Below are 24924 nucleotides of genomic sequence, written 5' to 3'. Positions count from 1 at the left end.
CCCTCTCACAAAATCACTTATTACTGCGCGCTATAAAACGCATGAGAGGTCAATCAAGGTCTTTATTTTGTTCTAGCTTCAGAAGTTGAGATGCTAATCAACCCTGAAGACGGCGAATTTTTAGCAACTACTGGATGAGGGAATGTATTGATGCAAATATCATCCAAGACTGCGCGGATAGACTAAATATGCAAGAAAGTTGATTTCAATTTCTCAGCAGTAGTTTACTTGCATATCTGCTTGCGGCCAAAAACTTATTGGCTAGCTAAAGGGCTCAGGAGTGATCAGCAAACAATTGAGCAAAGAGTTAAAACAAGTTACACGCTTATGAATAACAGTAACTGCAATTCAGCAACTACTGCCTGCTCTACTATTCTTGAGTTACTTCACTATGCAGAAAGACAATAAAGATTTTGTGCTATTAAATAGTTCTTGGTCAGGCTAAATGGTCCATCCAATCTCAGCCAAACAAATCCTAGCTTTCAGAAAACGTCAACAGGACACTGGCTGGGGTTATGCATTATCTTCTGCTTGGGTTCCTCTTGTCCAGATATATTACGCCATATCTAGAAGATCTATCACCCCAATAATTTATGGGATTGCAGGAACAGCACTTATATGCATAATAATTGGAGCATGTATGAATACTTTCGGAGTCTCAGGCCAAGGGCCTTCCTCAGAAGAATGGAAAGTAGTCTTCTATTTAACTACATATGTTGCTGGACCATTCCTGTACAAAGCGGGAATCCGTCAAGCCAAACGTGAAGCAACGCTAATTCTCATGCGAAATGGAATTACTAAAGGAAAGCTGCGTAGACCGTGGAATCCATCAATGCTTCGTCCAAATCTAAATGTAAAAGACTGGGTTCACGGCGACGCTATCACCAAAACCAAAATGCCAAAGAATGAGAAAGCAGAAACGTTTTTACCAGAGCGGTCGGAAAAATATTTAGTGCGATGGTGGCTCTTTGCAACTGGAGCCAAGCGGCCTTTTGAAAAGCTGGAAGAGCTAAAGCGGCTATATGAACAAGGCTTGATCAGCAAAGAAGAATATGAGATCTCGAAAGAAAAGGCACTAAGAATCAAATAGATCTTACTATACAATTATAGCCAAATAAATAACCAAGAATTGATGATTTTCTTTCATAAGTCTAGCTCGACTGCAAATAATTTAATTTTTTTAATTATAGAATAATGGAATCAATTATACCAAATCCTATCAGAGATTACTGAAAATACCTACTCATCTTCTGCAAACATTTAAAGCCAAGAATATATCCTTTCTGGGATACCCTTCTTCGTCTAACATTCAACAGACTCTAGATTTATCACCGAAATTGACTGGCTAACTTTAATCACATTTTCCAGCTCTGAGTTGATTCGTCTCTGTTCCTTTCTCAAAGCTCTCTATACACTGGAACTCATCAAGCAAGAAAGCGACTTGGATCTCATTCGAATTCTAGTTAGCCTTGGCATTGGTTGACTATATCAAAAGACTAGTAATTAACGAGTTAAGAGTACATTACCTCTGCAGACCCCCGTTTTTTAATTGCTGGATATACGCAATCCGCAATCTTCCAAGAAGAAATCGGCTGAGTCGAATGAAATCAAGCTTGCAAGCCAGATCTAGCTCAAGCACATTGGTGTTGGATACCTTTAATGCATTTCTGATCTAGATCAACGACCGATCAAACGAGTTGTTCAGTGCATTGACCTATTGACCCAGATTGAGAGACCTGTCTTGATGTAATAGAGATAAGCCGCAGCCTTTCTGCACCGACGGCTCTTCTCTTTGATCGTTAGGAGGGTTTTCCATCATGACTTTCGCCCGATTGAGCCAAGTCGAGATCATGCACGGGAGATTTGCAATGGCGAGCCTCGCATCACTTGTGGTGATTGAAGTCATCAAGTTGCAATTAACCTCCTCCTAGCAATGCTCGCTGAGTTGTTTTAGCGCTGTACCATCTGAACAAGAAGACCAAGCCCAACCGATGCGTTGATCAAGCGATAAGTGAATGTCACTGGATTCATTCGCAGTGAATCAACAGGAGCGCAACTAACTCTAAGGGTTTGAACGCATACCAAATCCACACAAGGAGTATCACTAGTAGGACTGATTGATGGATCTAATTGCTTTAGACAGAAGTGTCGCACTAGAATCTTCAGCAACACTTGCGATTGAGCAGCTACCAGAGCACTGGCTGCGCTGGGCGATTGGCCTTTTAACTGGCTTTGCGCTCGCATAAATCCTCAACTGGGCTGTATGACTCCACAGCTTGTAGCCCTCTACTACCTCCAACTTCAATCAAACTCTTTGCAAATTTGCAGATACTTGCCAACGCACTTATGAAGAAGAGGAGCAACGAGCAACTCAGAGTCGAGATATGAAAGTAGACCTTTGCAATATTTTACCCAATGCATGTGAACAAAACAAGTTGCTAGAAGACACGAATCATGGTGTTGATCGTCCAAATTAGTGATCAGCTTTTGCAAGCACTTCATCCCAAAACTAAATTAGTAGAGCAATCTATCCACATGCAGAGTTTGAATCCAATTTAAATGAGTGGTTAACAAAAGTAGCGGCCATTGCAATTCACATTTGAGCCACTTTCAAAGTCATGGCATAAGACAAAAGCTTGCTTTATGCATAAAAAAACCGACCCACTCTAGAAGGGGGGTCGGTTTTTAATGTCTTTGAGTGATTAAGCGAAGCTTCTGAGGATTGGCACCTGGGGCCATTTGTCCAGGTGTGTGGCTATCAAAACTCCTTTAAGGGCACCTAGGACGATGCAGAGGAGGCTCGACTGGTTTGACGCACAAATAGACTTTGTCGCACCAGACGATTAGCCCACGATTTTTTGAGACTGTTGGAGCAGGGGCCAGAAGTCAGCTTGCTTCTGCTGCGTACTCAGGTGGCGTGTCGTCCAATTAGGCGCCTCCGTGTTCGATGTACATACTGTGGCCTTGTCAGCCATTGATGGCAATCAGTCTTAATGCTGATTGCAGGCAGCTCTGATCCAGAGCAAAATTAAATTTTTGGGCTTTTAAGCACTGGTTGATCTCTAGATCAGCATCAAGCGCTATGAGAACCAACCTCTGAGCAAAGAGGTTCCTCTTGAAAACGGCCATTCCCTTAATCTCTTTTCTGGATCTAGAGGAAGAGATGCCGAGGAAGCGCCGCAAACTCAGCAAGGACATGGAAGCCGAGATCGCAGCGGCTCAAAGAAAGGTGGAGCTGGTGATGGCAATGATCTACGACATTGCCGATGAAGAGACACAAGGTGAATATTTATCCGGCTTTGAGCAGATCAACGCCGCAGCCTCTCACCTCTCAGAGAGCTATGTCTTGAAGGGCTTCTGCGAGGAGACAGAGGGGACCCTGGCCCTCTACAAGGGGCTACTGGAGCGTTTTGAGCAGGAGTATGAGCTCTAGCCCTTTTCCACTTAACCTGGAGGTAACTGCGCAGGCCAACCAAGCTGACGCAGCTGCTCACTGCTGACGTTCTGAGATTGATACAACTTCATCCCATACAACTTTAAAACTGAATTCTGATGGGGAATGATCCATTCGCTAAGACATGGACAATGCAGAGAAATAGAACCAGAAAGAACACCTTTGCAGCAAGCAGGTGACATTTAAAGGCAGAAAAAGCCTAATTAATGTTGTTTGCTTTTCAAAGTGCGCAAGACCGGCAATGGCCACAAAGCCAGTTAAATTTTTGCATGCACATTAAAAACAAGACATCGTACAAGGATTCAACTAAGCCAAGAACAAATATCTACAGGAGAAGGCACCGCTGCCATTGTCGATAAAGGACGCTTGAGCTCAGGGCGTTGCTCGTCTTGAATGAACACAAATACCATCAACAGCAAGGGTGCAATGAATGCTGCAGCGGCTACTAAGCCAACGATCTGAGTCGGCCTAATGAATGGGACCTTGACTAAAGGGTCTCCACATTGGCCGCAGACCATCACACCATCTGCACGTTGCTGATGAATCTGGTAGCGACTTGAGCAGAAAGGGCAGTGGTATCTACTCATCTGAATCTGAATCAACCCGAACCTGAAACTCAATGCCCACGCATACGCCAATCGCAATGAGCAAAAGCCCTAACCAGAAACTGAGAGGGGGGAAAGCCAAGGCTTTTCTCTACGAGGCTAAGGCGCACCATACCCCCTACACCCAATTCTCCTAGCAGCCTCTCCCTTAGAAACTATGAAAAAGAAGTGTTTGCTGGAATGATTCTCTAAAGTGGTCGAGTGTGACTCCGTCAAGATCTCCTCCGTAGAAGATGAGAAAAGAATCCGCCATTTGAAGTCATCCAACTTGAGTCTCTAATCAACCCTGTGTGAGACTTGCACAACTTCTGATCTTGTGCATCAAGCGTGACAAGAAGTCCTGACCAACTTGTTAGCCTCTAATGACTAACTAATCTTATCCAGCCTGACTTGAGCATTTCAAGGAAATAAAAATCAATCCATAACTGAGTATATCAATATTTATTTTGCAATGCTCACATACAACTGTATTAACTAGCAATCCATAGACTTTATGGATAAAACAATCAAAAACCAACCATGCAATCTCTGGCTATATATATTGAGAAGCATTGCTAAAAGTTTAAAGCATTTTAGTCGATTTTCAAGATGAAACTGTTCCCATAAAGAAGAAAAAGATCATGCCTTCTAGTAGTAAGTAGTGGGCTGCCGTCTCCTCATCGGTTCATAAAATTCCTTTCTTTGGCTTATCCTTAAATGGTTGGGCGCCAATATTAGGGGGTACATTTTTACTCTTCTCAGACACAACTGCAGCTCCCATACCTCCCATTACTCCTTTGATCCAATTAATGAATCTTGCCAAGGGCGACTCCGCATCGCGCTTTTGATCAGTCATCATAAATTTCCGACTGTTCAAATGCTACACGATCACCCTTGCCAATGCAAAACCTTCTGAAGGATTCCTTATTCATGTCATTACTGAATTCTGAATGTGCATCTTTACCGTTATTCATCGCACAAGTGCTCGTGAGCCAGTTCTCTTCAGCAAATTCTTCTCATCATTATCAATCAACTCTACGGCAAAGGTTCCTAACATCAAACTGATTCCCTAAGCATGAATTTCCTTCACCACAAGGCCAACACCCTCATTCTTATTGAGACAAGTGAAATGACTGACGCAAAGAAATAAAAATGCCTACACCTCCTCCCACCAAGAACACTCTGACTACTCTGAGGGCATGCAAAAAATCTCTTGGATCCATTGAAAGACAGCAGCATCTTGAGGCTCATTGAGCAATTCCAGTTATCCCCACATCCCGAGGGAGGCTGGTACCGGGAAGTCATCCGAAGTGATCTAACAGTAAAACGAAGTGATGGTCATCAACGCAATGCCATCACAGGGATCTTTTTTCTCTTAGGCAAGGATGATAAAAGTTGTTGGCATTGCGTTGATGGTGCAGATGAAATCTGGATTCACCTTCAGGGAGCACCGCTCTCTCTTTGGCGACTAGATCCAAATAGCAATGAAATAGTCAGATTGACTCTGGATGCAGCACAGCCAATGCAAATGATCCCCGCAGGATTTTGGCAAGCTGCTTGCAGCCAAGGTTCCTATACCTTGGTGAGCTGCTGTGTTGGTCCAGGTTTTGACTTCGAAGACTTCAAAATGCTTCGAGACATTCCCAAGCAATGCTGGCCTGAGGAAGCCCTTCGTGAGCTGATTTGATGCTGCCATATGCACCAAAGCGCCGATGCCTGAAGGCTAAAAATTAAGCGGTAATTCCACTTATGGGCATCTCTCTAGCACCTCCAAGGTTTGCGTGTTGGAAGCGCAGCTGAAGGTTTACCACCGCCACATCACCCAGCATTTAAAAATTGGATAAGCGCAAAGCCAATCTATGAGGCAGAGTTGCTTGATCTTTAAGCATCTCTAACCGCACAGCTCTTCCGTGACAAAAAAGCCTTGGTTTACCGCAAACATCCATGCCCCAGGAACAGGACTAGCCTTGGCCCTGCTCGCCATAACCCAAGTTCCAGTTGCCACTGAGGCAATTCTCAGGGTTTACTGCATTATTGAGATGCACAGTTACAAGCAATACGATCTCCCCAGAGCGACTCGCTTTTGCAACGGTGGCTAAAGGCTCGAGATCCCCTTGTTCCATTCCACCATTGTTGCCTAGGGGAACCTATGTGGAGCTCTTGCGCTCTTTAAGAAGGGCTTCTGGCGTGAACGCCCACTCGGGCTGCTGAGCTTTGAATGTTTTGGCCTTGAATCCGAATGTGATGCCATTGATGTTGACCAGCCCTTTGAACTCATAGAAGTTTTTCTGAGCACTAACGATGAGGTACTTGTTGTCCCTGCAAGGTGCTCTGCCTTGTTCGTCTCTCACTCTTGTAACTTCAGCATCTTCTCCAAATTCTTGCTCAGCGCAGTAGGTGATGAACTTCGTGGTTGGCGTAGGGTCCATCAGCAAACTGTAGCCACATGTTGTGTCTGTCATTCAAGCTTTATGTTCAACACCACGCAATCGGAATAGGAGGGTTCACGACGAGCCCTTCAGGTGTTGCAGAAAAGCCAGATAACTTCCAAGAAAAATTGACAACCCCGAAGGATGAGTTGAACATAAATAACTGCAATAAATGTGAACCGCCATCGACCAAGAGCTTAAGACTAAACTTTATCGAAGTCAGCATTGAGCACAAATAACAAATTATTTTGAGACTTTTGTAATACTGAGAGTGGTCACCACAATCTGCAAACCAATCCTCAATCCCTTAGCCTTTCAATACCTCGCTCCCAACCACTTCATCATCAAAGTTTAAACTGATAATTGTCAGCTCAGATGCCATTATCACTGCAGAGCCTTCCCAATCAAATGACAGTAAACAGTCATTTGATTGGGAAGGATATCTCTATCACAAGCCAGAAGATTAATCCTAAACACAACTCACTATTAATATAAATCCAGGTATACCCAATCGGATACCACGAGCAAACCAGCAGAGCAAAAAAAAGCAAAAGGCCCTGCCTTACTTAACCCCAAGGCCTCATCAGCCAGTTCAATTCAAGACAAAGAAGCCTGGCAAAAGAAAACAATCAGCAATCATGAAGTGAAGACCATGACAATTGCATTAAATAAACAATCTCCCCAATCACTAGTGCTCATTGTGATCGGTCGGCATTAGCAATATGAAAATCCAAGCACTTATCATTAAGGCCATAATTGTTTCTACTACGCCGGGAGACACCTCTAGCAATTGATCCATCGCCCTAATTCTCCATTAGCATATCTAAAGCTAAAATCTTTTCAGCAAAAACGTATAAATCTCTAAAGACTATTAACGTTGCAGAGGTTTTGTTAGAAGCCCTATAACCACCCGCCAATCCTTTGCTTATGCCTTTGAGGCTTGGCATATTAGAGCGAGCTTATTGCCTTGAATCGATCCTGACATCCAGCCAAAGCACCATTGACATATGTGTCTCAATGCTAATCAGCTTCTCTGGAGACAACACCTGATGAAAACTACCTCCTTGAGGAACTGGTTGCCAGGGGTGACCAAACCAACTATCCAAACAGAAATCTAGCTATCGATAAAAACAAATAATATGAGGCATAGATACAGTTGAAAACTAGTAGTTGATGCCTAGCAATGGATCAATGCTATGAGGTGAGGAGATTTGTTAAAAGTTGAGTCTTGCGGTGCCGTCTAAGCCTCCATGCTGATTAAAAAGCCCATGAGTGTGGTTATTACTGCCTTCTGTATCCCATATTGAAGCAATTGATCTTCATAGGCTATTTGCAGACATTTCCTTATCCATGACTGAAGAGACCACGACCAAAAAGGACTGCATCAGCAAAAAGAGCTCAATGCTTGCTTATGGCGTCATTCAGATCACCGCCACCGTTGTCTCCGCAATCTCCCTTGCTGCAATTGCTCTGGGTGTCTGCTCCATCAAACAAGAAAGCAAGGTATTCAACGGCTGCGTAGAGGAAACCATCGCCACAGGCAGAAGCAATGCTGAGGCAGTTCGCTTCTGCAATGGAGGCAACTGAAAAGAAGCAGTTATTCCTCCTGCGCCTCTAATCCAACCTGGTTCCATTTGAATGAGGAGTCTGAGGATGCAGACACCCTGAAAATGAGACCTGGACTTGAGGGCATCCAAAGCGGGTGCCCTTCTTCATGCCAAAGGTTTGCTGTTTTTTTTTCATTGAGACTAGTTGTGTAGACATAGAAGAGTATTGAGGCCCTGTTTGGCTTCAGGACTTTTCATCGATTCTGTAAGGTTCGCTCTAACGCCCCATTAGCTTTGCTGTTGGATAGCAAATGTTATGGCAAGTTCTGATGATGCCAAGCTTCGCCCTCTTCCCAATACAGCTGCCCTGAGTGGGGTACTTGAAGCGTTTGCATTTTTTCGCGATCCAGCCTTCGCACAAAAGCGCTTTAAGCGTCACGGGAATGTTTTTGAAACATCACTGCTCGGACAGCCAATGGTGTTCATTCAGGGCGGGCAAGCGATTCGTGATCTGCTAGCTCAACCCGACGCAGTAGAAGGTTGGTGGCCGGAGAGTGTTCGGCAGCTGTTGGGCAGCCATTCGCTAGCTAACCGCAACGGAGCCTCCCATCGAGCACGCCGAAGGGTGATAGGCCAACTGTTCTCGGCCTCAGCACTACAGCGCTACAGCGCTGGCATCATCAGCATGGTGAAAGATCTTGCCGACGAACTGCAAGCTGCAAAAACAGCTCTGCCTCTAGCAGAGAGAATGCGTCGTTTCGCCTTCTCAGTGATCGCCTCTACGGTTCTGGGATTGGAGGGTACAGATCGCGATGAGTTGTTCGTTGATTTCGAGATCTGGACCAGAGCCCTCTTCTCAATACCGATAGCTCTGCCCGGTAGCTCTTTTGCCAAAGCGCTTAAGGCACGGGAACGGTTGTTGAAGAGGCTTCAGAAGGTGCTTTTAAAAGCATCCAATGGCAACGGTGGTCTTGATCTGCTGGCTGGAGGGCTCGATGAAGCAGGTATTCCTTTAACGGACCAAGACGTGGTGGAGCAGCTTCTGCTTCTTCTGTTCGCGGGCTACGAGACCACGGCTTCTTCGCTCAGCTGTCTGATGCGGGAGCTCCTTCTCAACCCGCAAGTGGAAACGTGGCTGCGAGAGGAAATCGATGGACTTGACTGGCCTCCAGCACCCGAGCAGGCCACCACTGCCTATGACCAGGTCAACGCACCAAAACTAGACGCTGTCGTTTCTGAGGTGATGCGGCTCACGCCAGCGGTGGGAGGTTTTTTTCGCCGCACGAAATGCGCCTTGGTAATCGACGGGGTGGAGGTTCCAAAAAACCGTGTGGTACAGGTTGCCCTGGCAGCTTCTAACCGTCATGGTGCTGGCGATCTGGAAGCCTTTCGTCCCCAGCGCCACCTAGATGATGGCTGTTCAGCAACCCTGCTGCCTTTTGGGGGGGGAGAGCGAGTATGCCTAGGAAAACCACTAGCTGAACTTGAGATACGTTTGATGGTGGTCGGCTTGTTTCACCAGTTGCGACTTCACTTGATCCCTGATCAAGACCTCACTCTGCAAATGCTACCTAGCCCTACACCCCGAGATGGGCTGCTAACGAAGGTTCTGTAAAAAGCTACGCAGTTCTTCTTGGTTTTACTGCTTCTTTGCTGTTCATAATTAAACCGATCAAAACTGAGCAAAAAACCTATGAAACCAATAACATTGCTTCTTATCCTCTGGGAAAGGGCTTAGCAATCCCATTGTCAACAAGCAATTCCCAACACAAGATATCAACCAATGAATACCAACAGAACCAACTTCCCAAAGAGGATAAGCAAAGGCTTTGTCTCATTGACCACCTATCAAAAATGGGTCGTGATTTTACTCGGATGCCTTGTGTTGTCTCAGATTCCAGCAGCAGTTAATCAAACAGTAGGAACATTTTCAGGCATTAAGTGTCGTCACACCTTTGTTCATGGTCGCATACCACTAAGGCAAAGACAGCTAAGTCAATAAATCAGTCGAATACAGATCAATAAACTATATATTAACAAGTCAAGGCAGTGCCAATATTCCTTAAACAGCGTATCTCTTTATTCCTGGTATCATCAAGGGAAACGAACTGATTGACTGAGTTCACAACACTGAGCATCATATCAATAACTTGCCATCTTTTTGTCGATCAAAGAAGCTATCATCAATCCCCTGATATCAAAATAACAACCTGAGGCATTTAAGAGCTTTTGCTACTTCTCGGAAGCCTGAATTTAAATCGGGTTAGCATTGAGCAAAGACAAGACAAATCTTTACTTCCAAACCTTTGAGCGATTAAGCAATGGTTTAATTGCAAACTGAGTAACCTCAGGTACAAATAGGTCTTCGAGCTTCCCACTAAAGACACCGCCAGCTAGCCTCAATCTCTTTCTCAGCCAGATTTTATCGTTATAGATTGAGGCCTGCTAAGCTAATCAAGACTTTAGGAGTCTTGATGGTTACTATAAAGTTAGCACTTACAGATTTTTGTTCTGCTGGTAATGCCAGACTATTTCTGCAATGCAATCACACAAATAGACAGCAATCTCAGGACAAGCAATATATTTATCAAATGATCTAGGCAGCAACCTGTTTCATCATACTAAGCAAAATTCAAATCCATTCATTACGCGCTTCTAAGCAGGCTTCTTTCTTGACTGCGGATTTTTCTTCCATGGAAGCGTAAAGGGCCAGAGTCTAATAAATGTAAATAATTCTATAAAATTTTTTTGATCAATGGTTGCATGAGTGAGTGGAGAGCCGAAGGGCCTACAATTCATTCATATTTTGACTTTGAATAGTGTCAATTTTCGATCGCTACAGCACGTTCTGGACTCAGGGTTTTGACTTCAAGAGTCGAACCAAGCGCATTGACTACTGGATCATTGTTCTCGTTAATATTCTGCTCGGCCTTGTTCTCGCCCAGCTGCAAGGAAGCTTTTACTCGATTTACGCGCTTTTTGCTGTTGCAAGCATCGTTCCTGGAGTTGCCATGCAGGTTCGTCGAATACGCGATACCGGCCGACAGTGGCAATGGATATTTATCGCTCTGATTCCGTTCATTGGAGCCTTATGGCTGCTTTGGATTGTAATCGGCCCTTCAGCTGAAAGTTCGCAAGAGGGATGAATCAAGGATACAACTTGATCAATGGATCCTCAAAGACCTTATTTTTAAACTTGGTGAAAATAGTTAGTTGTAGCAAAATCCTATCCTCAAATCTTTAACTTTAAGCAGCTGCTAGCTCCACCATTTGATCCAGCCAAGTCTGCAACTCCTATCCTGAAGGTTGAGCTTACTTGAGCATACTTATTTTGAAATCTCGCTTATGGCCTTTGGCAATATTAACTACATGATCAGCACTTATGCTTACTATTGACGGCTATTAAATTAAAGCCCCATCTTCAACTCTTAGATAGGGCACGCGCTTGAGATGCGCCTGAGTAGCTATAGCGATACACCCTTGACACCGGATGCAAAGTCAGACCTCTATTCAAAGGTGAATGCTGAAACTACAAAAGTGAACTGAAAGCAGATTCCCTCATTGCGGTGATGCGTTCTCAATCCTCACCAAGGGTCGCTTGAGTGCTATCGATGCATGGGCTACACCTGGCAACAGATCGCAGATCGCTATCGCTGTTCAGCCAATCAGGCGAGGAGGTGGGCTATCGCTTGATGGGTTGCCAAGTGTTTGTGGGGCCCGAGAAAGTAGGGCCCCTAAGCCACCTCATCCAGGAATCCCGCCCAGGTCCGCTCGAGCCCAAGGGGGTTGTAGTGGCTTTCTTCAGGTCTAGATCTGCATGCTTGGGGAGTCATTGGTGCTAACCAGACAGCTCTTTCTCCCTCTGCAAAAAGGCCTGGCGCCATTGTTCGTCGGGCTCAGCGCTTTAGATGCAAGGGCAAAAAGAAACCCCGCCAAAGGCAGGGTTTCAAGACTTCTCTTTGGGCGTGTTTCCTTGTTTCCACTCCGAGGAGAAGTCCTCCTCACAAATCAACCATAACGATCGCAACTGTCACTGTGCCAGTTGACCGTGTCAGTTCCGCAGCCGTCACTAGCTGTTCGCTGGGCGTTGCTGTATTGACGACTATTCAGCTCAAGGCACTACTTGCAGTGAGTTGGCTGGCAGAGCTCACTACGCTTTTCCTTTGTCAAAGCCTGCTCAGCTTGGTGCATTGCAACGAGAGAAGCCTCAATACGACGCAACTGTGCCTCTCGTATGGCTGTGTTCTTATCCAAAGTGAAAATACTGTTTGGAGTGCATGTAGCGACCTCTCAACTTGCGAACAATACAGAATTCTTTCGGGGCGACCATGAGCATGGATGCTTATCCATTTCCAGCAAGCCGCCAAAACACTGGACTAATTAGAAGCTGGCTGATACAGATAAGCATTTATCCCTGCTGACGCCTTGTTCCTGCTTGCTTAGACCTAGATCAGGAGTCCGAGGACGTAGAACCCTGAAAACCTGTCCTGGACTTGAGGGCATCCAACGCGGGTGCCCTTCTTCATGTCAGTTGTTTGCTCTTCTTATCAAAAGCTAAGCATGTCTTTGATCAGTCTGTGTTCGGACTCATCGATGGCATTGAGCCAGGTCACTGCGTTTTTAAAGAAGTTGCGTCAACTTATGGATAGCGGTGAAGGATGAAAACAAAAAGTCGTCACCGCCTCAGAGAGAAAAAGTAAATAAGAAAAGCCCTGCTCTCAGGCGGGACTTCACTGGCTAACAAGGGCAGCACGTGATCACCCTTCTGTTGGCCATTCCTGGGGATACCGATAGGAGGGGTCTTAACACTGAGGAATTTGAGAGTCTTCTTCTGATCTTTCGACTGTGGGATCCCTATAGCAACGCTCTTCAATGATCGGCTTGATCCCTTCCTCCAACTCTCTTAAAAGCTCTTCTCTAAAGCTGTCGATATTTTCCAGTGTGGGATGCACAAACCCCGCCTCTTTTGCATCCCAAAACAGCGCCTGAATCGTTCGATGAAAGAGGGGGTGTCTCAAAGGCATGAAGTCAATTGCAAGGGAGCGCCCCACCAGGGAAACATCAACTCAGCGAATAATCCCTGGCCACACATCCAGGAAAAGACAGTGGGCTGAACGCTCAATATGGGCTAACGCATGGTGTCCTGGGCCAGCGCTGCAGCCTCAACGCTGCAATCACGATTTGGTTGCAATCCCCTTGAACGAGCTTCTGAAACCTCAGCTTTCGCAGCTGCGAAGTCAGAACGGAAGTCGGCATTGGCATGAAGCAGCGCTACAGAGGCTGCGCCCATCAGTTGACCGTTGACCACATCGCTATACCAGTGCACATTGCACAGATGGCGGCTCTCCCCGAAGGCCAGTCCTCGGGCAAGAATTTGGTCACGGCGCTCTGGAACCATTTCACTGAGGATCAGAGCCCAGGCCCAGCCAATCGCAGTGTGACCTGATGGATAGGAGGGGTCTGTCGTCAGCTCTGCGGTGTCTTGAGGTGAGCAGATCATCTTCTTATTCACCAAGAAAGGTCTGCGGCGGTTGTAGTTATTCTTGGCTGCATAAGTGGACAAGCCCGCATCAGTAAGGCTCCGGCGTAAAAGCATGTAGAGCCTCGGCGTTGCTTCTTCACTAATGGTGATACCTATTGCGCAGGAAAAGGTGCCGGCTGCCCCAGGAAAATTCAAATCAGCATCAGTAGCAGCAAGATTCCAGCGGGGTGTCCCAGGGAGCGAGAAGCTTCTCTGAGAGATTGTGTTGTCTAGAGCGTGATCAGAATTGCCAAGCTTTGGCGGTGCAGGCAGCAACTGCAAGCTATCCGGCCGATCCTCCTTGTTTAAATATCCCTGAAGTAGACCATGCCCAATTTCAGGCACATCGGCACTCGCGATGAGGCATTCCCGATATAGCTGAGACCCAGCGACTGCAATAGTCGGGTAACTAGTGCCGATCAAAGCCAGCCCAAAGCTAAGAAATATCGCAGGGGCTAATTGCATGATTTGGTTCATTCCTTACAACAATGACTCTATGGATAGCTCATTAGGCAACCAATCAACCATCACGCCTAGGAGGTGCGCTATCGCTTGATTGGTTTTCAATCGTTTGCGGGGCCCGAGAGAGTCGGGCCCCTAAGCCACCTCATCCGGGAAATCCCGCCCAGGCCCCCTCGAGCCCAAGGGGGTTGTAGTGGCTTTCTTTAGGTCTAGACTTGGATAATTGGTGAGTCATTGGTGCTAACCAGACAGTGCTATTACTCCCTCTGCATAAGGCAGGGCTTTTTATTTCTTCAACGACTTCCCTATTTGCTTACAAAGACATACGATACCTGGCACCATTGACTTGCAAAAAGTTGCCTTGATGTCTTCTTTAGCAGGCAACAACCAGAAATGGCTTTTCGTATTCATCGCAAATTTACCTTTAAATCTTTTTGCCATAAAACTACTTATATTCCTAACTTAATCACCACAGTCTGAGAGTTTGATCGCCATCTCTGATTCCATTTTCTCCTCGGAATTGAACTACAATTTGATGTCAATCCTCAGGGATTTGATTAAGCCTTACATCCCAATCCCATGGCAATCATTGTTGGCCTGGTGAAACCCTCTTCCTCTTACTTCTAGTTCTTGGACTGCTCACCAATCGTTTCAGCATGCGGCTGCCCCAATGGCACTTAGGAGCGCCTTTGCCCTTATGGCGATAGTGCTTACAGAGACGCTCATAGCGCTTGGCACAGCCATCAAGCGTTGCCGATAGCCTTAAAAAGGCTGGGTGTCATTCACTGATGCCATCTGCTTTCAACCTGCTGTAGTGGCCAAAGTTGCTATAGGGATCAAAGAATCCTTTTCTTACACCAGCCGCTTTTGGGTTGGCATGGATAGACCTCAAGGTATTCAGCATTCGCCGGTGATCTTTGGGGTGGATCGGCGTTGAGAAATACCTTGCCTCCCAAAAGTGCCCACAACGCCCGCTCAAGCGGTTTAGAGCCATGGCGGAGTACCAAGCGACCCAATGCATCAACCTGGGAAGCTCCTTGGCATCGGTTGGCTTAAGCAGCAAGTGAAGATGGTTAGCCATCAGGCATAGCCCATACACCCTCACAGCAAACTTCTGCTTGGTCTTTTTCAGTACCGCCAGTAAGACATCCCGCCTAAGGGCTTTGGCAATTAAGAACTGCCGGCTATTGCAACGCAGCGTGAGGCATCACCAAGAAGCCGGCACCGTCCTCAAAGGGCGAGAGATTCCTTCGGTGATGGCCGCGGCCTGCAAAGCCTTGGAGGGTGCCATGAACATCGAGGCAACGGCTCTGGGAGTGGCGGGGCTGCTTGAAGATCTCTCGATTTGATGCAGAAGACGACGACGAATAGGGCAACAACAGGCATTGGTCTCTTGTCTCTGAACCAACCATCGGCGTTTCACAGGGAAACCACCTCCCCCATCTGAGGGATTGATCTGGCTGAATTCAGGGGTTCGCATCCCCATTCCGAGGGATGCGGCAAAGCGGCGATTCAGAGCTGTCCCGAGGGTTACCAGCCGCGAAAGAGTATTACTCCCACGGCATAACCGCATTTCTACATTCCTCGCTAACTGGCCATTCTTCCCTACCCCTCCAGGCCGGGGTCACGCTATTCATCCATGCAGCTATTCGAACATTTACACATTGGCCCCATTTGTCTTCTACATACTCAGCGATTGGAATAACAACAGCCAAGGTAATCCCAGGAGCAACAATGAAAATAAGTGTCAACCGCCAAATAAACCAAAGACAACCTTCTTCTTGGGCTTTTTTAGTCATCACTAACGCTGCATCCCGCTGTTCATTATCTCCGCCTAGGTCATCGCTCGGCAGTCCGCCTTCAGACTGACGGCTGCAGCCGAGCGCTGCCTGTATCAATAGGGCGAAGCAAACGTTGTCACCTCACTGGCGGTGAGCACCGCCTCCAGCCCGTCTTGAGCATCTTGTCCCACGCCTCTATGGCGTTGTGCCGAAGCATTCGCCTACGGGTTTGAGGCACTGGTGGACGAGATGGAACCCAGCTGTAAGTGCGAACTGCAACCCACTGCGCGTGGACCGTTGCTGTGTCGGGCTTGAACTGACAAAGCAACTGCTGTTCAGGACTAACCAGCCAACCTTCACCGCCTGGCTTCTCTGGCGGGGGATTGGTGGTGCGGTCCGTGTTAGGCATGGGATGGAGTCTGTTTAAAACCCTCGGCACACTGATCTGGTGCGGGAAACCATTGATGTGGGCAGATCACCTGACGATCACGAGATGCCGCGCTAATCGCACCGTGCCCCATAGTGCAACTGCATCAGACAGCCGACAGGTCACAACAAACAGAACTGCCCAAGGCAATGGAACAAGTCGGTGGGTGGGTCAAAGATCGCTTGCCAACCCGACACAAGGGCCGAAAAGCACGCTTCTGGCGTAAGGCCAATGTTCCGGGGGTTGAGACACCAGACGAGGAGGAACTGTGAGGTTGAGACACTTTCCCGGCCTGAAACCGGAAAAACCGCATGGGGTTGAGACGTTTTGGGGACAGGTTGAGACGGTGGGTTTGAGACACCTAAACCCAGGCCCTGGACAGCCTTTTGAAGGAATTGTCTCTACGTCTCAACCTAAAAAGGAAATCATATTCTTAGTTATTTATTGCATATGTATGGGGGCTACGGAGTTTCAGAAAAGGGGTTGAGACGTTGAGACACTTGGCGAAATCAACCGGCCATAATTGAGGCATGGGAAAGAAGAGCGACACAGCAGAAATTGATCGGCGGATTCATACCGTCGTCAAACTGTTGTCATCAGCCAAAACATCCAGTTACGTCATTCGCTTCTGTTCGAAGGAATGGGGGGTTGGCCAGCGAATGGCTGAGAAATACTTGGCACGTGCCCGAGAGATTATCAAGGCTGACTATTCAGTCGAACGCTCTGACTTCCTTGGAACACGTCTTGCCCTACTAGATGAAATCATCGAAGCCAGCATCCGATGCAAGCAACACAGCAATGCAGTTGGTGCCTTGAAGCTTCAGGCGCAGCTAACAAGACTGTTAGAAGGCAGCTGATGCGATTCAGCATCAAGTGATGCGAACCAACTGCCTTCTACATTTAGGCATATCTCAACTTGTTACCCTCATAATTCTTCTGCAGAATTACTAATCGCTCTGTCAAAGAGTCATGCCTTGCTGCGGCTGCGGAGTTACCTGGATCGATTAGGTCAAATCTGGCAGTAGAAAGATATTCCAGAAAGTCCTTTGGCTCGCACTTTGCACCTCTTCTGCTTTGCCAGCTATGGAAGTCAGCATGGATACTGCTTTCGAGAATCAAGATGTTTTCATGAAGGTCCGCAAGATCTGGTCTGCTGGACTTATTGAACAAGTGATGTCCGTCAAGAGTTAGATTTCTTCCACGTGCTTTACGAGACCCTGTTACCTGGCAGGTATCTCTGACTGCTCGCTTCGCATGCTTGATCGCTTTGGTAATTCTTAGATCTGCACTCGATAGTCTTTTCAGCTCTTTTTTAAAACAGTCCTCAACAACCTCCCCTACGGCTGAGACCCAAGCACGCCTAGACTTTGTAATTGAAGAATTTACTTTCATATCCATGGCAATACTCGCGAGCCCTCTTTGGCTCCATGCTTTTTCGCCGCTCTCATCAAGAACAAAATGCTTTTCAATCTCAAGACCTTCCTGGCCATCCAGGGAATCTGATTTCACAAGCCGATCAACAGCATTATTGATGCCAAGACCATTGGTTTGAAGCACCTTGATAGAAGTGCGTCTATCAACGAACAGCAACTCACCTGAAGCATGAACAATCCCATTGGCTTCGATTAACTCTTGAGTTATTCGGCGTGAAACAAGCATCTGTTTGCGCTTTCTTTTTCGGTGAGTAAACATCTCCATAACCCTAGCGATTACTCCTTCTCTATCGCCTTCTAAGTACTTAGCAATCGCCTCGACGCCTTCTTCGGTAAAACGCCGTTCTTGATAATCACCTGTACTTTGAACAAACTCAAAATGCTCACCCTCGATCAGATCCCATGGGTCACCGTCATACTTGTCGAAGAAATCGACAGTGTCATAAAGCTGATTGATTTTAATGCCAAGGATTTTGGCTGATTCCCTGTCAGTTAGCAGTTCTCTCATGTATCTATTCCTCAATCAATTCATTAATGCGATCAGCGAGTCGCGCATCTTTTGAAGACGCTCAAAAACTCGTGCATCACCTCCCATGTCGGGATGGTGCGTTTTTACAAGTTGTCTGTAGGACTCCTTGATGTCGTCTGTTGTGGCTGTAGACGAATCCAAGCCAAAGACATGCCACGGCCTGAAGTTCTCAAGGACATCTATTCCATTGACGCAGGCAGGACCCTTTTGGCCCCTTTCATCCTCAGGAACTGCAATCCATTTTCTGTATTGCTTTCTCCAGTCTTCGGTCGTTTTTAAGCCAACCTTTTCTCCAGTAAAAGCCATTGAGAATGTCTTATTTTTACGCAGTTCGGTTACTGTCTTGCATTCGAACTTGTTGAGCACAGAATTTCTCATTGCCGTTGCGGTAAGGGCTTTTTGCTTTGCTTGCTTGGGCGTCTTAAAAGGTCCTCGGTTGATAGCCTCTGCGAACGCCAAAAGATCATCAACACTTGGTGAATTCGAGTGAATCAGTAGATCCCGAATCAGCTGCTGGACTTCTGGAAGAGTTAATTTCGTCTTTCTGGTTGCCATGACCTATCTCGATATGTGAGGCTCTGGCCCCGTGAACACACCATATCCGCTCCAATAGGGAATTACCTCCCCCGATCTAGTGATTGTTTTGCCCAATTTCAGGGCTACGCATCCCCCATCTGGGTAGGCAATAAAAAACCCCGCCATTGCTGAAGGGTGGATTGTGTGAGGTTTTGTCGGGAGATGGATGGCGACAACAACGCCCCCTGCCTTTCCCTTTCGGGTCTTGTATAGCTTTCAGCCTCGTGTCTTAGGCATCAGGCTTCCCGACTGATTTCAACATTAAGCATTAAAATAAGCCCAAGAATTTGCCCTTCCTTTTGTAAGTTCCTGTTTCAATATTCAAACCATGATACCTTTGTAGTTGACCTATTCTCTCCGTGTGATCTTTGAGCATGCTTGGGTCCATATCTATGGTCCTACTTTCCATGCGACCAAGCCATGTCACAAATAGATGGAATAGAAAACCGAAAGGATTAACCAAATACGCAAAAGTTTCCGAAAGAGATTGGTCGGTTGGTCACTTTGGTCAACCGCCAGAATGCATGCATGAATAAGTGCACCAAAAAAGAGAAGCTTCGGCGCGTCGAAGAACTTGCTGACTTAATTGTCAAAGGCTGGTCGCAACGTCAGCTGATGTCTCATGTGACATGTTCATGGGGACTGTCAGCAGAACAAGCCCATCGCTACGTGCGTGAAGCGCGTGATGCAGTGAAAGGCGATCAAAACGACATCGAGCGTGCAGACATGCTTGCAGCAAAGATTCAAATGCTGGAACAGATCGCTGCTGATGCTGTTGCTTCAGGTCGCGAGAACAACGCCATAGGGGCTATCAGACTTCTTAATGAGCTGGTTGGTTTCGGCCGATAGGCTCTCACCCCTTCAAATTGAAAAGGAAAGCCTGGTTAACAACCAGATGTACATGTAGATGCCGAGCGTGAGAAGCGTCGGGGATGAGCCTCAATGTCTTGGTGACCTTGAAGTTGCATCAGCTCGTTCTTAGCCGTTAGGTCTACAAGCTGATCAGCCCAGCTCTGAAATCGCTTTTACAGCTTTGGCATCCAGGAAGGCTGGCACTTGCCCAACAGAGATTCAGCGGTCGATGGAACGTAAGCGCTGAATCAGCTAAATGCAGAATGTTTTTCATGCAGGAGCAAACTCGACCCCGTTTGTCACGCCTATGTCACGTCACAGGCTTTTGCCGATAGGAGCAAATCTCCAAAAACCTAGCCCTAGCAATAAAAGAGGGGCCCTCTCAGGCCCCATGGGTCATTTGGGTGATAAGGCTGACCTCACCCCATCTCCCTTATTAGGGTCAGGCAGCCACTAGGGCAGGCTGACGGGAGAAACGAACGATGTTGTTCGCAGTTACGGATTTGCTCTTACCGAGCAGGCTTCAGTCACCCTCCTCATACCCCGTCGAAACCATTGCAGCCCCAAGGCACCTAAGAGAGGAATGGAGCTGAGCGGAATCGAACCGCTGTCCGAGACACTGGTGTGGATCACCTAGTCCGCCAAAAGGTGGACACTTCCATTCTGACAGGGATGCTGTTCTGTCGCTCAACAATCCGTGGGGTGTAAAAGCTCAATGCAAGCGATCGCCGTACTCCCCCAAGGATTAGAAGAAGAAGGCGCCAAAGAGCTCAACACTCTTGGGGCCAAAGCCGTGCGCCCGCTCAGACGCGCTGCTGCTTTTGAAGCCGACATGGCCTGCTTCTATCGGCTGCATCTCCAAGCACGCCTGCCATTTCGCCTTCTCAGAGAGATTGCCCAATTCCCTTGCCGAGGGCCAAAAGAGCTCTATGCCGGTGTGCAATCAGCCTTCAACTGGGAGCGCTGGCTGCATCCCTCAATGAGCTTTCGCGTTGACGTCACAGGCAGCGGCCCTGGCCTCACTCACACCCACTTCACAGCCCTGCAAGTAAAAAATGCGCTAATCGATCTGCAACGGCAGCTATGGAGTGAGCGATCTGATATCGATCTGCAAGACCCTGCTCTCTGCTTGCATCTCCATCTCAGTCGAGATTGTGCCGTCCTGAGCTTGGACGGTTCAGCTGGCAGCCTGCACCGCAGGGGCTACCGAGCTGCAGTTGGCGCTGCGCCTCTCAAAGAAAACCTTGCCGCCGGATTGATCAGACTCAGCGGCTGGGATGGCTGCGTGCCCTTAGTTGACCCCCTTTGCGGATCAGGCACCCTGCTGATCGAGGCCGCCAGTATGAAACTTGGCCTTGCACCAGGGATACAGCGTTCCTTTCTCCTGGAAGGTTGGGCAGATTTCGATCCTCAACTCTGGAGCGAGGAACAAGCACGCGCCAAGCAACGAGAACGCAGAGACCAATCGCTGCCAGTGATCATTGGTTGCGACCGAGACCCCAGCATCACATCACAAGCAAAAGCCAACCTGTCTGAGGCAGGCCTCGACCATGTTGTAGACATTCAAACCTGTGATTTTCGCGACCTAGAACTGCCAACACAACCGGGAGTGATGGTCTGCAACCCTCCCTATGGCATCCGAATTGGCCAGGATGAAAACCTAACCGCTCTCTATGAAAGCCTCGGTCAGTATGCGAAAAAACATGCATCAGGTTGGCAGCTATGGCTGCTGAACGGCAATCCCAGACTCAGCCGATCACTACAGATGAAAGCGAGTCGGCGGATTCCAGTCAGCAATGGCGGCATCGAATGCCGCTGGCTGAACTACGCCATTCGCTGAACCGCAGGGAAACTTGATCTATCAGCAGCAATCTTCAGATTCACGGCACTTTTTAGAGGCCCTAATCATCCAATAAGGACGATGAGGTATCAAAGAAAACCTCAATCTGCAATCTGCCAAGCTCTTGCCCTAAAATAAAAGACAAGCTCAACTGGAAAGATGCTTAGCCACCTCTTAACTCCTACCAACCTAGTTATTTTTGCTGTTGCATTTACAATCAAACTCCTTGTGGCTGGCTACGTGATTTTGAAAGTACGCAAAAGAATTGCATGATCATTTGGTCGTTATTAGGAATGATGGTGCGAGGTGATCTTAAAAATAAAGCCCTAGAGCGAAGAAGAAGATAGTTTTCCTTAGGCAATTAACGTCATACATCAAATCTTACTGTGCTTATTAAGCCATATTGAATTAAAAGCCTGAAAAGTAGGAGCGGTGACTCATTGAAGACCTGATTAGATCTGTTCATGATGTGTTGATTTGATGCCATCTTTGCTGATTTTCGACTCTCATACCAAGCACTCCCTTTAAGCAAGAGAGTGCATTGCTATGCAGATGTCTCGAATGAAGACTTCGCCATTCGCTGAATCACTGGCGACCGAGCACCGCCCGAGTGGTTTTCGACAAACCCTCCAGCGTCTGTGGCAAATACGGCCCTTTGGCGAGCTGACCACCCATGCGCAGGCTCACTCCTGCCAAAACAACATCAAGAACTGCCATAGCCAGCAAACCCTTCATCAGACTCCAGCCCCAAACCTCCTGCATCCAAAGCACCAAAGCCACTTCCACTGCCAACAGCGCCAGAAGCATCAACGTGCCTCCCATGGCCAGGAAAACGCCTCCACTAATCAAACGGCGTTTCTCTCGATCCACCTCCTGCAAAGCAATACGCACATGCAGATCCATTACTGAAGCAGCAATCGCCGTCACGCGCGCACCTGCTCCTGATCCGCTTGAACGTTGCTCTTCGCTCATCAGGACCGGCGCCCTCCGGCGAAAATAACTCCAATCACTACACCGATTCCAGCAGCCATTGCAACAGCAAGCAACGGTCGCTGCCGCACAGGACGTTCAATCCGCGGCCGCAGTGTGCTGTTCAGCTCATCGAGAAGCTGCTCGAGCTGCTGCTCCAATGGCTCCAGGCTGTCGGCCAGATTCCTGGTGCGATCACCAGCAATCTGAAACAGATCCTCCAGCTGATCACGCACACCATGGCTCGTCAATCCCGAATGCTGTGAAATCACACGAACCATTTCGTCAAGGCTGCCTCGTGTCGCTTCCAGTGTGTCCCAAGCCAAATCTGGCCAATACTCTTGGATCGTGGGCAACAAGCTTTCAAATCGTTCACGGAACCTCAGTTCAGAGGGATCTGCAGGACGCGAAGGCTCAGTGTTGACTTGGGTCTGTTGATCGCCGGATGCGGAATTCTCTGATTCCATGAATTCCAGACGGTTGATCTCAGCCTAGTTAGGCCTTTGCGAGAGCGAAACCCCCTGCAGCTGGAATGCATTCAAGCCTGCTGCCTGAATACCAACTGCCACTGCAACCATCACCCACCTCCGAGCAGTGACATTGAATAAGCGTCATTGATTTGCAGAGGATCTGACCTGCTCAATAGTTGATCAACAATCCTTGGGCATCTCAGAACTCAAAGGATCCTGAGCACTACCTCTTGAAACGAATCGCCCTTTCCAGAACGGCTCCTCTAACAAAGCTTTCGCTCAACTTGCCAGATATGGTGTAGCTATCGCTACTACCATATCCAGATCTAGTGCGTTACAACTCCTACATGATCACAACTCTGCATTGATGGAGTCTATGAGCAATTCCGTAGCTGAACGTCCAGGGACTTTGCAACCTATCGTTCCTCCTCGCCTAGAGCGCATCCGGCAGCAAATCAACATCCAAGAGCTTGAACTAAGCCTGGCGCGCCTTGGGTTCACCCCACCAACCTCTAATGAGCTATCTGAAGGAATCACGAGCTAAAACATCTACTCCAGCAGCACGACAATCTTGCCTGCATCGATGAGCAAGACTTGACTCGAATCAACTCCAATATTGGCTTTCTGTCTACAACCAATGAATCAAGCGGATCGACAGCCCTAGATCTTTTGCACCCCAAATCACTCAGACTGAAACATCCTTGCTAGCTCTTGATCGTGTTCAAAGAACGTCTAGCAAATACACCCGTTTGCTCAAGCTCATGAGCTGACCTCTGGCGACATGATGATGATCTCCTTTAGATCAATCCGCGTGGCTGGCAATCTCGGTAGAGATCCTTCTGGAGCTTTGCCAAATTTTAGCGGAAGCGAAGGAGATGCAAAAGGTAGTAGACAAAGTAAAGAGATGCTAGGCCCAGCAAAGGAATACCAAAGTTCCATCCAAAAGTGATAATTCTAGAGCCTTATAACAATGCAACTTATCCCTAAACTTCTACTCTCCTTCTCAAAATTAGGTTTCAGATCAAATCAACAACTCTTCCAAGAAAATATTAATTATATTCTCCAGGTACGTCCTGTTTTCTAACAGTCACTCGGTCCACCTTTTGCCCAGAGATACGAAGAAGCTCGTCACCTGAAAATTCATAACCAAGGCCGCTAGCAAGATTTGCTACCTCATCGGCCGTAGAAGCGCTTAAGACCTGCTGGCGCAGGTCAGCATCATCCTGCATTTTGACAAGAAAGGCTCGGAGTTGCTCGAGGGACAAAATTTAGAGAACAAAGGCTTCAGGCCATGATATTCAAAACCATCCTGCGATGCTGAAAAGATCACGTTTTACAGGGCAAGGCATTTTGAGCATCCTTTTCAAATAGACCTTACTTAAATCAGCCCAAATCCAATGCCAAAGCAGGGGCAGGCAATGTGATCGCTGGTTAATATGGTGGATACAATAGAGAACGTAAATGCGCAGCCGCGAGTACAACATCAATAATTAGTACTGATCAATTGCACTTCTGCTCTTACGAAGAACAGACGGATGCGAGCCATTAAAGATCTCAAACATCAATACAGTGCTTATTAATACTAGCTCTATTCCTATTACTGATTCAACTAAGCTATTGCAATTAGGTTTTTCTCTCTGAATAGATTCGTCCTATTGGAACATCGTGGAGCGCCGAACGATCCGCTCGGATGTCATTTTGATTTGCTCTTGGAAGACGGCCCTTCATGTCGAACCTGGCGATTGCCGCAGATCCCACGATTAGATGGTCCAGCGGTAGAAGCCATTCCTATCAATGTCCATCGGCTGGCTTGGCTGGACCATCATGACGCCGCCGTCTCAGGAGGACGCGGTTGGGCTAAACGCATCGTCGGCGGACTGTTCAGTGGCTCTCTGCCGATCAACTGTGAAGATCGCTTGAGTGTGCGCCTGCAAAGCACTGATCTGAAGGGGCACTTGGAGATCGAGCACAGGCTCTGCCGGATCAGATCCGAACCGGGCAGCAACCCTTGAGCTTCAAAGAAAATTCGGTAAACTTGGCTTGCAAAGAG

The 24924-nt window shown here is 47.4% G+C and carries 29 protein-coding genes and 1 pseudogene; 16 read left to right on the top strand and 14 right to left on the bottom strand.

Going from position 1 to position 24924, the window contains the following annotated elements:
• The first annotated feature begins 445 nt into the window (after positions 1-445).
• From SIB66_RS05225 to SIB66_RS05210, 4 genes are all read left to right on the top strand, one after another.
• Entirely contained in the window at positions 446-1090 is a 645-nt protein-coding gene (locus SIB66_RS05225; RefSeq protein ID WP_063405874.1) for an SHOCT domain-containing protein, read from the top strand.
• Between the two features lie 727 nt (positions 1091-1817).
• A complete protein-coding gene (locus SIB66_RS05220; RefSeq protein ID WP_081217970.1) occupies positions 1818-1931 on the top strand; it encodes a chlorophyll a/b-binding protein in 114 nt (37 codons plus the stop codon).
• 189 nt (positions 1932-2120) lie between these two features.
• Entirely contained in the window at positions 2121-2246 is a 126-nt protein-coding gene (locus tag SIB66_RS05215; protein WP_413410270.1) for a hypothetical protein, read from the top strand.
• Between the two features lie 917 nt (positions 2247-3163).
• Positions 3164-3433, top strand: coding sequence for a hypothetical protein (locus SIB66_RS05210; protein ID WP_011130926.1), 270 nt, complete (start codon positions 3164-3166; stop codon positions 3431-3433).
• 323 nt (positions 3434-3756) lie between these two features.
• Here SIB66_RS05210 and SIB66_RS05205 read toward each other — a convergent pair whose 3' ends face one another.
• The gene (locus SIB66_RS05205; protein ID WP_236070143.1) at positions 3757-4074 is read right to left on the bottom strand and encodes a hypothetical protein; all 318 of its coding nucleotides are present in this window, start codon (positions 4072-4074) and stop codon (positions 3757-3759) included.
• Between the two features lie 1177 nt (positions 4075-5251).
• On the opposite strand from SIB66_RS05205, the gene SIB66_RS05200 reads away from it, so the two are divergent.
• Together SIB66_RS05200 and SIB66_RS05195 are read left to right on the top strand one after the other, a co-directional pair.
• The gene (locus SIB66_RS05200) at positions 5252-5725 is read left to right on the top strand and encodes a cupin domain-containing protein (protein WP_063405876.1); all 474 of its coding nucleotides are present in this window, start codon (positions 5252-5254) and stop codon (positions 5723-5725) included.
• Between the two features lie 223 nt (positions 5726-5948).
• Positions 5949-6137, top strand: coding sequence for a hypothetical protein (locus tag SIB66_RS05195; RefSeq protein ID WP_236070144.1), 189 nt, complete (start codon positions 5949-5951; stop codon positions 6135-6137).
• Between the two features lie 48 nt (positions 6138-6185).
• Here SIB66_RS05195 and SIB66_RS05190 read toward each other — a convergent pair whose 3' ends face one another.
• A complete protein-coding gene (locus SIB66_RS05190; protein WP_063405877.1) occupies positions 6186-6500 on the bottom strand; it encodes a hypothetical protein in 315 nt (104 codons plus the stop codon).
• 1317 nt (positions 6501-7817) lie between these two features.
• Between SIB66_RS05190 and SIB66_RS05185 the strand changes: the two genes are divergently transcribed.
• The 4 genes from SIB66_RS05185 (at position 7818) to SIB66_RS05170 (ending at position 11707) form a co-directional block, all read left to right on the top strand.
• Positions 7818-8054, top strand: coding sequence for a hypothetical protein (locus SIB66_RS05185; RefSeq protein WP_041384596.1), 237 nt, complete (start codon positions 7818-7820; stop codon positions 8052-8054).
• Between the two features lie 276 nt (positions 8055-8330).
• On the top strand, positions 8331-9629 hold the full coding sequence (locus SIB66_RS05180; protein WP_063405878.1) for a cytochrome P450: 1299 nt from the start codon (positions 8331-8333) through the stop codon (positions 9627-9629).
• Positions 9630-10833: 1204 nt separating this feature from the next.
• Entirely contained in the window at positions 10834-11160 is a 327-nt protein-coding gene (locus SIB66_RS05175; protein ID WP_063405879.1) for a DUF805 domain-containing protein, read from the top strand.
• 469 nt (positions 11161-11629) lie between these two features.
• Positions 11630-11707 (top strand): hypothetical protein, encoded by a 78-nt coding sequence (locus SIB66_RS05170; RefSeq protein WP_413410353.1) that lies wholly within the window; start codon positions 11630-11632, stop codon positions 11705-11707.
• A 1109-nt stretch (positions 11708-12816) separates the two neighbouring features.
• On the opposite strand, the gene SIB66_RS05165 is transcribed toward SIB66_RS05170, so the two are convergent.
• From SIB66_RS05165 to SIB66_RS05140, 6 genes and pseudogenes are all read right to left on the bottom strand, one after another.
• Complete coding sequence (locus tag SIB66_RS05165; protein ID WP_011130935.1) at positions 12817-13065, bottom strand: hypothetical protein; 249 nt, start codon at positions 13063-13065, stop codon at positions 12817-12819.
• 77 nt (positions 13066-13142) lie between these two features.
• The gene (locus SIB66_RS05160) at positions 13143-14000 is read right to left on the bottom strand and encodes an acid phosphatase (protein WP_236073678.1); all 858 of its coding nucleotides are present in this window, start codon (positions 13998-14000) and stop codon (positions 13143-13145) included.
• Positions 14001-14463: 463 nt separating this feature from the next.
• Positions 14464-15195 (bottom strand): annotated as a pseudogene (locus SIB66_RS05155) (transposase).
• Positions 15196-15204: 9 nt separating this feature from the next.
• Positions 15205-15570, bottom strand: coding sequence for a hypothetical protein (locus SIB66_RS05150; protein ID WP_236070147.1), 366 nt, complete (start codon positions 15568-15570; stop codon positions 15205-15207).
• Entirely contained in the window at positions 15548-15895 is a 348-nt protein-coding gene (locus tag SIB66_RS05145) for a hypothetical protein (protein WP_063405881.1), read from the bottom strand. The genes SIB66_RS05150 and SIB66_RS05145 overlap by 23 nt, the downstream gene beginning before the upstream one ends.
• 19 nt (positions 15896-15914) lie before the next feature.
• The gene (locus SIB66_RS05140) at positions 15915-16187 is read right to left on the bottom strand and encodes a DUF1651 domain-containing protein (RefSeq protein ID WP_063405882.1); all 273 of its coding nucleotides are present in this window, start codon (positions 16185-16187) and stop codon (positions 15915-15917) included.
• A 113-nt stretch (positions 16188-16300) separates the two neighbouring features.
• On the opposite strand from SIB66_RS05140, the gene SIB66_RS05135 reads away from it, so the two are divergent.
• Both SIB66_RS05135 and SIB66_RS05130 read left to right on the top strand, forming a co-directional pair.
• Positions 16301-16477, top strand: coding sequence for a hypothetical protein (locus SIB66_RS05135; RefSeq protein ID WP_236070148.1), 177 nt, complete (start codon positions 16301-16303; stop codon positions 16475-16477).
• A 258-nt stretch (positions 16478-16735) separates the two neighbouring features.
• Positions 16736-17062 (top strand): hypothetical protein, encoded by a 327-nt coding sequence (locus SIB66_RS05130; RefSeq protein ID WP_063405884.1) that lies wholly within the window; start codon positions 16736-16738, stop codon positions 17060-17062.
• Positions 17063-17105: 43 nt separating this feature from the next.
• On the opposite strand, the gene SIB66_RS05125 is transcribed toward SIB66_RS05130, so the two are convergent.
• Both SIB66_RS05125 and SIB66_RS05120 read right to left on the bottom strand, forming a co-directional pair.
• Positions 17106-18146 (bottom strand): hypothetical protein, encoded by a 1041-nt coding sequence (locus tag SIB66_RS05125; protein ID WP_063405885.1) that lies wholly within the window; start codon positions 18144-18146, stop codon positions 17106-17108.
• Between the two features lie 15 nt (positions 18147-18161).
• The gene (locus SIB66_RS05120) at positions 18162-18722 is read right to left on the bottom strand and encodes a J domain-containing protein (protein ID WP_063405886.1); all 561 of its coding nucleotides are present in this window, start codon (positions 18720-18722) and stop codon (positions 18162-18164) included.
• Positions 18723-19271: 549 nt separating this feature from the next.
• Between SIB66_RS05120 and SIB66_RS05115 the strand changes: the two genes are divergently transcribed.
• Entirely contained in the window at positions 19272-19592 is a 321-nt protein-coding gene (locus SIB66_RS05115; protein WP_063405887.1) for a hypothetical protein, read from the top strand.
• A gap of 498 nt (positions 19593-20090) precedes the next feature.
• Here SIB66_RS05115 and SIB66_RS05110 read toward each other — a convergent pair whose 3' ends face one another.
• Positions 20091-20228 carry a hypothetical protein gene (locus SIB66_RS05110; RefSeq protein WP_413681416.1) on the bottom strand — a complete coding sequence of 46 codons (138 nt, stop codon included), beginning with the start codon at positions 20226-20228 and terminating at the stop codon, positions 20091-20093.
• A gap of 82 nt (positions 20229-20310) precedes the next feature.
• On the opposite strand from SIB66_RS05110, the gene SIB66_RS05105 reads away from it, so the two are divergent.
• On the top strand, positions 20311-21435 hold the full coding sequence (locus tag SIB66_RS05105) for a THUMP domain-containing class I SAM-dependent RNA methyltransferase (protein ID WP_063405888.1): 1125 nt from the start codon (positions 20311-20313) through the stop codon (positions 21433-21435).
• 585 nt (positions 21436-22020) lie between these two features.
• Here the strand turns inward: SIB66_RS05105 and SIB66_RS05100 are convergent.
• Positions 22021-22407: a phage holin family protein gene (locus SIB66_RS05100; protein ID WP_063405889.1), complete on the bottom strand. Its 387-nt coding sequence runs from the start codon at positions 22405-22407 to the stop codon at positions 22021-22023.
• A complete protein-coding gene (locus SIB66_RS05095; protein WP_063405890.1) occupies positions 22407-22871 on the bottom strand; it encodes a DUF883 family protein in 465 nt (154 codons plus the stop codon). The genes SIB66_RS05100 and SIB66_RS05095 overlap by 1 nt, the downstream gene beginning before the upstream one ends.
• A gap of 379 nt (positions 22872-23250) precedes the next feature.
• On the opposite strand from SIB66_RS05095, the gene SIB66_RS05090 reads away from it, so the two are divergent.
• Positions 23251-23418, top strand: a complete 168-nt coding sequence (locus SIB66_RS05090) for a hypothetical protein (RefSeq protein WP_236070149.1) — start codon at positions 23251-23253, stop codon at positions 23416-23418.
• A 505-nt stretch (positions 23419-23923) separates the two neighbouring features.
• On the opposite strand, the gene SIB66_RS05085 is transcribed toward SIB66_RS05090, so the two are convergent.
• On the bottom strand, positions 23924-24139 hold the full coding sequence (locus SIB66_RS05085; RefSeq protein ID WP_063399182.1) for a Nif11-like leader peptide family natural product precursor: 216 nt from the start codon (positions 24137-24139) through the stop codon (positions 23924-23926).
• 390 nt (positions 24140-24529) lie between these two features.
• On the opposite strand from SIB66_RS05085, the gene SIB66_RS05080 reads away from it, so the two are divergent.
• A complete protein-coding gene (locus SIB66_RS05080) occupies positions 24530-24886 on the top strand; it encodes a hypothetical protein (protein ID WP_063405891.1) in 357 nt (118 codons plus the stop codon).
• The last annotated feature ends 38 nt before the right edge of the window (positions 24887-24924 follow it).

Source organism: Prochlorococcus sp. MIT 1318, assembly GCF_047304505.1.
GTDB lineage: Bacteria > Cyanobacteriota > Cyanobacteriia > PCC-6307 > Cyanobiaceae > Prochlorococcus > Prochlorococcus marinus_D.
Note: the sequence above shows the minus strand (reverse complement) of the source record. Positions and strands in the feature narration are given on the sequence as shown.

Bases quoted from the DNA above. Each gene is read 5' to 3' on its own strand.
- SIB66_RS05090 (WP_236070149.1), top strand. From the start codon at position 23,251: ATGAGCAATTCCGTAGCTGAACGTCCAGGGACTTTGCAACCTATCGTT.
- SIB66_RS05160 (WP_236073678.1), bottom strand. From the start codon at position 14,000: ATGCAATTAGCCCCTGCGATATTTCTTAGCTTTGGGCTGGCTTTGATC.
- SIB66_RS05100 (WP_063405889.1), bottom strand. From the start codon at position 22,407: ATGAGCGAAGAGCAACGTTCAAGCGGATCAGGAGCAGGTGCGCGCGTG.
- SIB66_RS05180 (WP_063405878.1), top strand. From the start codon at position 8,331: ATGGCAAGTTCTGATGATGCCAAGCTTCGCCCTCTTCCCAATACAGCT.
- SIB66_RS05190 (WP_063405877.1), bottom strand. From the start codon at position 6,500: ATGACAGACACAACATGTGGCTACAGTTTGCTGATGGACCCTACGCCA.
- SIB66_RS05185 (WP_041384596.1), top strand. From the start codon at position 7,818: ATGACTGAAGAGACCACGACCAAAAAGGACTGCATCAGCAAAAAGAGC.
- SIB66_RS05225 (WP_063405874.1), top strand. From the start codon at position 446: ATGGTCCATCCAATCTCAGCCAAACAAATCCTAGCTTTCAGAAAACGT.
- SIB66_RS05115 (WP_063405887.1), top strand. From the start codon at position 19,272: ATGAATAAGTGCACCAAAAAAGAGAAGCTTCGGCGCGTCGAAGAACTT.
- SIB66_RS05120 (WP_063405886.1), bottom strand. From the start codon at position 18,722: ATGGCAACCAGAAAGACGAAATTAACTCTTCCAGAAGTCCAGCAGCTG.
- SIB66_RS05140 (WP_063405882.1), bottom strand. From the start codon at position 16,187: ATGCCTAACACGGACCGCACCACCAATCCCCCGCCAGAGAAGCCAGGC.
- SIB66_RS05215 (WP_413410270.1), top strand. From the start codon at position 2,121: ATGGATCTAATTGCTTTAGACAGAAGTGTCGCACTAGAATCTTCAGCA.
- SIB66_RS05220 (WP_081217970.1), top strand. From the start codon at position 1,818: ATGACTTTCGCCCGATTGAGCCAAGTCGAGATCATGCACGGGAGATTT.
- SIB66_RS05105 (WP_063405888.1), top strand. From the start codon at position 20,311: ATGCAAGCGATCGCCGTACTCCCCCAAGGATTAGAAGAAGAAGGCGCC.
- SIB66_RS05130 (WP_063405884.1), top strand. From the start codon at position 16,736: ATGGGAAAGAAGAGCGACACAGCAGAAATTGATCGGCGGATTCATACC.
- SIB66_RS05210 (WP_011130926.1), top strand. From the start codon at position 3,164: ATGCCGAGGAAGCGCCGCAAACTCAGCAAGGACATGGAAGCCGAGATC.
- SIB66_RS05095 (WP_063405890.1), bottom strand. From the start codon at position 22,871: ATGGAATCAGAGAATTCCGCATCCGGCGATCAACAGACCCAAGTCAAC.
- SIB66_RS05125 (WP_063405885.1), bottom strand. From the start codon at position 18,146: ATGAGAGAACTGCTAACTGACAGGGAATCAGCCAAAATCCTTGGCATT.
- SIB66_RS05150 (WP_236070147.1), bottom strand. From the start codon at position 15,570: ATGCGGTTATGCCGTGGGAGTAATACTCTTTCGCGGCTGGTAACCCTC.
- SIB66_RS05170 (WP_413410353.1), top strand. From the start codon at position 11,630: ATGGGCTACACCTGGCAACAGATCGCAGATCGCTATCGCTGTTCAGCC.